This window comes from Clostridium sp. AM54-37XD (assembly GCF_003478225.1).
GTDB lineage: Bacteria > Bacillota > Clostridia > Lachnospirales > Lachnospiraceae > Coprococcus > Coprococcus ammoniilyticus.
Window position 1 is genome coordinate 302,496 of record NZ_QUEV01000002.1, and the last position, 7,045, is coordinate 309,540.

Consider the following 7,045-nt stretch of genomic DNA (forward strand, 5'->3'; position numbering starts at 1 on the left):
CTGTGTAACTTCGAACTGTTTTCTATAACGTGGATAATAAAAGAATGCATGACATCTTTATGTAGCAAACCTATTCGAACGTCGGTCCTTAGCGATCCGCATAAGCGGGAGCTTAGTACCGTTACGTGAGAATAGAGTGCAAACGATTTGCGAAATAAAGGGTGTCATGCATTCTTTTATGTGTCACAGTCTATAATACTTTCGAAAGGAAATCCTTCAGTCGAGGATTCTTCGGATTACCAAAGAATTCTTCCGGCGTGCCGGTTTCAAGAATCTGTCCTTCATCGATGAAGAGGACTTTATTGGCAACCTCCTTTGCAAATCCCATTTCATGAGTAACCACGATCATGGTCATTCCCTCTTTTGCAAGATCCTTCATTAGGTCGAGAACTTCTCCAACCATTTCAGGATCAAGAGCAGAAGTCGGTTCATCGAATAAGATCACATCCGGATTCATAGCAAGCGCACGGATAATGGCAACTCGCTGTTTCTGACCACCGGATAAAGTAGAAGGATATACATCTGCTTTATCTTCCAGACCGATCCGTTTCAGAAGTTCTTCTGCCTTTGCTCTTGCCTCGGCAACGATCTGAGATTTACTTGTTGTAATCTCTATTTTCTCCTGCTTTTCTTTGCGGAACAGGTTCGTAAGCGGAAGCATACGATTATGACGCTTTGCTTTTTTCAGATCCTGACAACGCACCAGTACAGGAGCAAGCATGATATTCTGAATAACGGTTTTGTTGTTATACAGATTAAAATGCTGGAATACCATTCCCATATGACGACGGTGGATGTTGATATCAACCTTTGGGTCTGCAATATCGACACCATTGAAGATGATTTGACCGCCTGTTGGGTCTTCCATACAATTTAAACAGCGAAGAAATGTACTTTTACCAGAACCTGAAGGGCCGATTACAACCATTATATCGCCTTTATCGATTGTGACATTGATGCCTCGTAAAACTTCATTGTCACCAAAGTGTTTTTCAAGATTAATGACGTCTATCACTCTTTCTCAGGCTCCTTTCCATTAATTTGATACCAAGACTGATCAGAAGCACCATAACAATATAAATCAGTGCCATAACCAGATATGGGATCATGAATTCGTAGCTGTTACTACCAATATAGTTAAATGCTACATATAAGTCAGTAGCACCAACAAAGCTTACAACAGATGTTTCCTTGATCAAAGATATAAATTCATTTCCCAGAGTAGGCAGAATATTTTTGACTGCCTGCGGGATCACGATCTTGCGCATGGTAGTTGCAAAACTAAGTCCCATGGCACGACCACCCTCCATCTGTCCGGGATCAACAGAAAGGATACCGCTTCGCATGATTTCGGAAATATAAGCACCACTGTTTAGACCGAATACAAGCATTGATACCTGTACACCGCTCATATGGCCTCCTACGATAGGGAGCAGAACATAGTAAAACAGCAGTAACTGCACGACCATAGGAGTTCCACGGAAGAATCCGACATAGACGCTGCAGATTGCATCTAAAACTCGTGGCAGCCGTTTATATTTTGGAATGACGCGGACAGTTGCAATGATGGTTCCGATCAAAATACCGATGATCAGACCGGTTATAGCGATGATAACGGTATTCTTCAGACCTTCAACAACCTTTACATATCCTCTGTTATCAATGAATATTTCTATGAACTTTTGTATTTTACTTGAAATGTCTCCCATGAAATATCCTTTCAATATCTATCAGATAACAGGTAATTGTAAAATATAGATACACTGAATCAGCAGAACTGTTTTAGCAATTTACAATTACCTGTTACCATATATTTTCTTCACGCGAGGAACGCGTGATTCTTATAGCATATTTTTACTGCATAGCATTTAATGATTTTGTAATGGCAGCAGCAGGAGCAGAATCAATAATAACATAATTTAAGTTACCATTTAACAGATCCTGAACTGCAAGAGAACCGTTCTTGTAACCGGTAGATGTCATCTTAAGACCAGCGAATCCCCAGTCATCATCACCTTCGCAGTAGAACTGTCCGGTTGTACCTGTCTGGAAACCAATCTTGCTGCTTGAATCCTTAGCGTTAAGGATTGCATTTACATCATCGGCAGTCTTACATTCGTCAAATTCTGTGTTGTCTGATGGAACGATCAACTTCTGGGAAGCCTTGTAGTAAGAATCTGAGAAAGCTACATATTCTTCACGATCCGGCTTGATTGTAAGACCGGCCATAGCGATATCACATTTCTGCTGACCAACGGAGAGACATACAGCATCGAAATCCATGTTCTGGATAACCAGCTCCTTACCGAGCTTGTCAGCAAGTGCCTTAGCGATCTCCATATCGATTCCGTAGTAGTTCTCACCCTTTGTATACTCAAATGGTTCGAATGCAGCGTTTGTTGCTACAACTAACTGATCCTTGCTTGAGTCTAATGTAGCTGATTCAACAGCAACAGGTTCGCCATCGCCGAAGTAGTGATTGCAGATCTCTTCAAAAGAACCATCTGCATTCATATCCTTGATAAATGCATTTACCTGATCCAGTAACTCCGGCTGAGTCTTATCTACACCGAAAGCATACTGCTCATCTGTCAGATCGATCTCGATAACTTTGGCTGTCTTCTTGTCGGATGACTTTTTGCTGTCATCGCTCTTGCTTCCGCAGGCTGTCAGAGAAGCCATAGCCAGAGCTGCGGACATCGTAATTGCTAAAAATTTTTTAAGTTTCATTTTCATTACTTCCTTTCATTCTTTTCTGAATAAATATACCATTGTGTTTTGAAAAATGCAATTTATATATGCAAAAAAATGCTGAAAATTACAGGTTTTATGCAGGTTTTATAAATGCTTTTCGTATTTTCCGCCAATATGCATACCTTCTTTTACGACAACAAAGGCGTGTTCATCGATGTTTTTCAGTCCGCGGCGGAGATGAACACATTCATATTTGGAAAGGATCGTAACGATCATATAAGTTGTTTCTTCGGTATAACCACCACGCGCCTCCCACCAGGTTGCATCCCGGTGAAATTCATTTACGATGTAATCAAGGATGGCTTCCGGTTCTTCTTTTGTATAGATCACAACTTCGGTATTGATGTTCTGCGTATGTGCTTTGTCAGTCATCAGAGTACTGACAGCGGAATAGATAATGCTGTATACGGCTGTCGGGATACCAAAAAGGATTGCACAGATGCCGTAGACAACAGCATTAACTGTCAAAGATACCTTTCCCACGCTGAAATTTTTGTATTTCTTGGTAAAGAACATACCGACGATATCCATACCGCCACTGGAGCCGCCGGAGCGTAAGGAGATACCGATTCCTGTACCGGCGAGAAGTCCACCCATAATGCTGGCAGTCAGGCTGTCATTGACCAGAGGTGTAGCCGGAATTGGAAATATACTTAAGAATATCGTCTGACTGATCAGGCAGACCAGTGTCCGGCTGAAGAAACTTTTGCCGATTGAGATATATGCCATGATAAATAAAGGTATATTTAAGATAAAGTTGATAATACCTGCGATATCGGTTCCTGATGCAAGCGATGGAAATACTTGGATCAGTAAGGTTCGTATGATCTGGCTGATACCAAGGACACCGCCGTTATACAGACTGGCGGGGACGATAAAGAAGTTGATTCCGGCGGCAAATAAAACCATGCCGCCGATCGCAGCAGCATTTCTTTGCCAGAGTGTTTTGTCTTTGAGATTCATATGCATGCCCTCCCTTATTAATGCTTGTACAGCTTGTGTAGATTATGAGCTTCAACCTGTTGATACTATCAAGACAGGAACGCTTTTGTAAATATTTATATGTAAAGTATAAAATATTTCCGGTAAAAAAGCATCTAAAATATAAGGAAGACTTGATCATAAATTGCAGAATTACAGGTTGTGGGGCGGAAGTGAATGCAGTACAATAATGCAAGCAGAAAATATGTGTTAAGAGGATTAGAAGGATGAAAAAGATTTTATATTTTATAAAGAAGGAAACCGTGTTATCGATCGCGGTCGTGCTGGCAGTGATATCAGTATTTTTTGTAGTTCCTGACAGAGAATATATTTCGTATATTGATTTCCGGACACTGGCGATCCTGTTCTGCCTTATGAGTATCGTTGCCGGCTTGAGGAATATTGATGTGTTTGATAAATTAGCAGAACGACTGTTATCAAAGGTGCATGGGATCGGAGGAGTAACGGTAATCCTTGTATGCTTGTGTTTCTTTATGTCGATGTTTATAACAAATGATGTATCACTTATTACATTTGTGCCGTTTGCAATTATAATAATGAAGAAACTGAACCCGGACACTGATAGCAAATGGATGCTAAAAGTAATTGTCATGCAGACGATTGCGGCGAATCTTGGCAGTATGTTGACACCTCTTGGTAATCCTCAGAATCTGTATTTGTATGGAAAAGCAGGTATAGGTATTGCGGAGTTTTTAAAGATCATGCTGCCGTATACAGTCTGCGCATTTGCTTTGTTAATGGCATGGATCGGTCTGGCATCCATGGTTCGAAAAAGAAAGTTAAGTCATGATGGGAAGACAGAAATAAAGCAGAACAAAGGCTTAGATTCTGTTGAAGATAAAGCTTCAACGAAAAGACAGAAGGATTCGTTGAGTGCTTCCGGTTCAAAATGGGAGAAAAAGGATGCGGAATGGATTGAAAAATTTACAGCATATCTTATTCTGTTTGTCATAAGTCTGCTTGCGGTTTCACATATTCTTCCGTATGGTGTGCCTTTCGCGTTAGTATTTTTATATTTGCTTCTGCGTGACCGGAAAATTCTGACACAGGTTGATTATTCTCTGTTATGTATTTTTATCGCGTTATTTATATTCATCGGTAATCTTGGACGTATCCCGGCATTCAGTCAACTGCTTTCGGATATATTGACCGGACGGGAGGTGGTTACTTCGGTAATTGCAAGTCAGGTAATGAGTAATGTTCCTGCTGCGATTTTGTTATCCGGATTCACAGACCATATTCGGGAGCTGGTGATCGGAACCAATCTCGGGGGTCTTGGAACGTTGATAGCATCAATGGCAAGCCTGATCAGCTTCAAATATGTTGCAAAAGAGGATCGGTCATTTAGGGGCAGATATTTTCTGGAATTTACAGTTGCAAATGTTATTTTCCTTTTTATAATGATGATTCTTTATCGTTTACTTTCTTAACATAATCAAGTAGAACAGCAGGGACAGAGGTATGGATGATCTCACTGACGGTTATTTTAGAAAATGATTTGTGTGTCATCAGTTCTTTTAATTAGCTGCCAAAGCTTTTTTGTATTATAAGAAACTTCTTCGTTTGTTATAAGAGATCCTTCCATTTTCTTCATGTTAAACAAGCGATATGGATATTCAGGTTCAGGATCAGATCGATGAAATGCTGGCAGAAAGTAAAGGATCTTTTCTAAATAAATATAAATTGGAATCAACCCAGCTCCGGGTATGCTGTGCATTTTATATCAGGTATATTCGGGGCACTTTTTTATGCTTCTGAAGTAAATAAAATGACAAGATGTGTGTAATTCCTATACGCAGCTTTTATTACAGAACAAAAAACGACGGTTCAGAACAAATAAATAGAAAAATCGCATATAGCCTCTTAAACTATAACCATCGTACGAAATACATAACGGATGGCGCTTAAAGGGAAAGGGGAAAAATATGGCATTATATGGTCTTGATTTCTGGGAATGGCTTAAAAAATTTGTAGGCTGGGGAAAATAAAAAAATATTATGGAGTTGAGCGGAAAAATATTTTGACAGACAATATTTATCTATATAAAACAATGACAGTTTATGATTCTAAAGGGGGCTTTTAATAAAAGGGGGATTGTGAACAGAAAAATTTATAATAGTTAAAATTGTATATCTAGCAAAAGAAACAAAATGACTGCGGTTGTTAATGGTGGCATTAACAGAACATAAAAATAGTCCAAGTAATTTGGGCTATTTTTTTGTCTGTTTTTCTCGAAATATGTCGAATAGCGAACTTATTATTGTAAATAAAAAAGAAATAACGTATTATTTTAAATAGAAAAGAATGGGGGTGTTTTTATGAATATTGTTATTTGTGATGATGACGATAAAGTAATAAAAAATGTAGCGAATGTATGCAGGAATGTATTGTCGGTAAAGTCAAAAATTAGTGCTTTTCATTCTGCTGAAAGTCTGATACAAAATCTGACAAATGATGAAGAACTTGTGGATTTGTTTATATTAGATATAGAGATGCCGGGAAAGAATGGATTGTGGTTGAAAAAAGAATTGGAACAATATCGATATGGAAGTAGTATCATATTTTTAACAAGTCATGATGAAATGATTCAAGAAGCGTTCGGCAGATATGTTATAGGTTTTGTAGATAAAGTTAGTTTTGATAAAAATACAAATGTTTTAGCAGATAAATTAAGATTGTTTGAACAGGTAGAAAGTGGAAAGAGAGTAGTTAACTTAAAGGATGAGTTAGGTAGCTTTTGTATACAGTACGATAGAATCATAAAAATTATGTCCGAACATGTCTATACATATATTGAATACACTACTGGTAAAATAGTAAATGGCTTATTTATGACAGATAAGAAGTTAGTTAGACGTTCTTTAAAGGATTGGGAAGTTGAATTAGGGAATAGTTTCTTACGGATAAGTAAAAGCTGTATTGTTAATATGGAATACATTCAGAGACTTGATCACAAAGTGATTTTAAAAGATGGGTCTGAAATTTCAATTCCAAGATCCAACATCAATAAGTGCCGTGACTGTTACTTTGAATTTTGCAAGACAAAAATGAAATGGAATTAGCATGATAGAAATTTTTTTATATAACAGTATTGAGATTATTAAATATTTTATAATCTTTTCGTTTTTATTCCAGGGAAAATTTTATAAAGATAAGAGACAATGGTTTAGAATTGGAATATGTCTGATAGGTTTTATAATAGAAATATATTTAATACAAAGGAAAGTTTCCTTTGTATCAGTTTTTTATATATTGTTCATCGTGTTTACTTTTTATATGATGGCAAAAT

6 protein-coding genes are annotated in these 7,045 nt (G+C 37.9%); 2 read left to right on the top strand and 4 right to left on the bottom strand.

Translation table 11 applies throughout. From position 1 onward, the window contains the following. Positions 1–190 precede the first annotated feature (190 nt). The 4 genes from DXA07_RS03120 to DXA07_RS03135 form a co-directional block, all read right to left on the bottom strand. Positions 191–1,015, bottom strand: a complete 825-nt coding sequence (locus DXA07_RS03120; RefSeq protein WP_008399945.1) for an amino acid ABC transporter ATP-binding protein — start codon at positions 1,013–1,015, stop codon at positions 191–193. Next, a complete protein-coding gene (locus DXA07_RS03125) occupies positions 999–1,709 on the bottom strand; it encodes an amino acid ABC transporter permease (RefSeq protein ID WP_117785562.1) in 711 nt (236 codons plus the stop codon). Before DXA07_RS03125 ends, DXA07_RS03120 begins: the two co-directional genes overlap by 17 nt. A 145-nt stretch (positions 1,710–1,854) precedes the next feature. Next, the gene (locus tag DXA07_RS03130; protein WP_347470675.1) at positions 1,855–2,736 is read right to left on the bottom strand and encodes a transporter substrate-binding domain-containing protein; all 882 of its coding nucleotides are present in this window, start codon (positions 2,734–2,736) and stop codon (positions 1,855–1,857) included. A gap of 102 nt (positions 2,737–2,838) precedes the next feature. Beyond that, the gene (locus DXA07_RS03135) at positions 2,839–3,717 is read right to left on the bottom strand and encodes a YitT family protein (protein WP_044944542.1); all 879 of its coding nucleotides are present in this window, start codon (positions 3,715–3,717) and stop codon (positions 2,839–2,841) included. A gap of 245 nt (positions 3,718–3,962) precedes the next feature. Here DXA07_RS03135 and DXA07_RS03140 point away from each other — a divergent pair, with 245 nt between their 5' ends. Beyond that, positions 3,963–5,186, top strand: coding sequence for an SLC13 family permease (locus DXA07_RS03140; protein WP_118483354.1), 1,224 nt, complete (start codon positions 3,963–3,965; stop codon positions 5,184–5,186). Positions 5,187–6,074: 888 nt separating this feature from the next. Further along, positions 6,075–6,818 carry a LytTR family DNA-binding domain-containing protein gene (locus DXA07_RS03145; RefSeq protein ID WP_118483356.1) on the top strand — a complete coding sequence of 248 codons (744 nt, stop codon included), beginning with the start codon at positions 6,075–6,077 and terminating at the stop codon, positions 6,816–6,818. Positions 6,819–7,045: the final 227 nt, after the last annotated feature.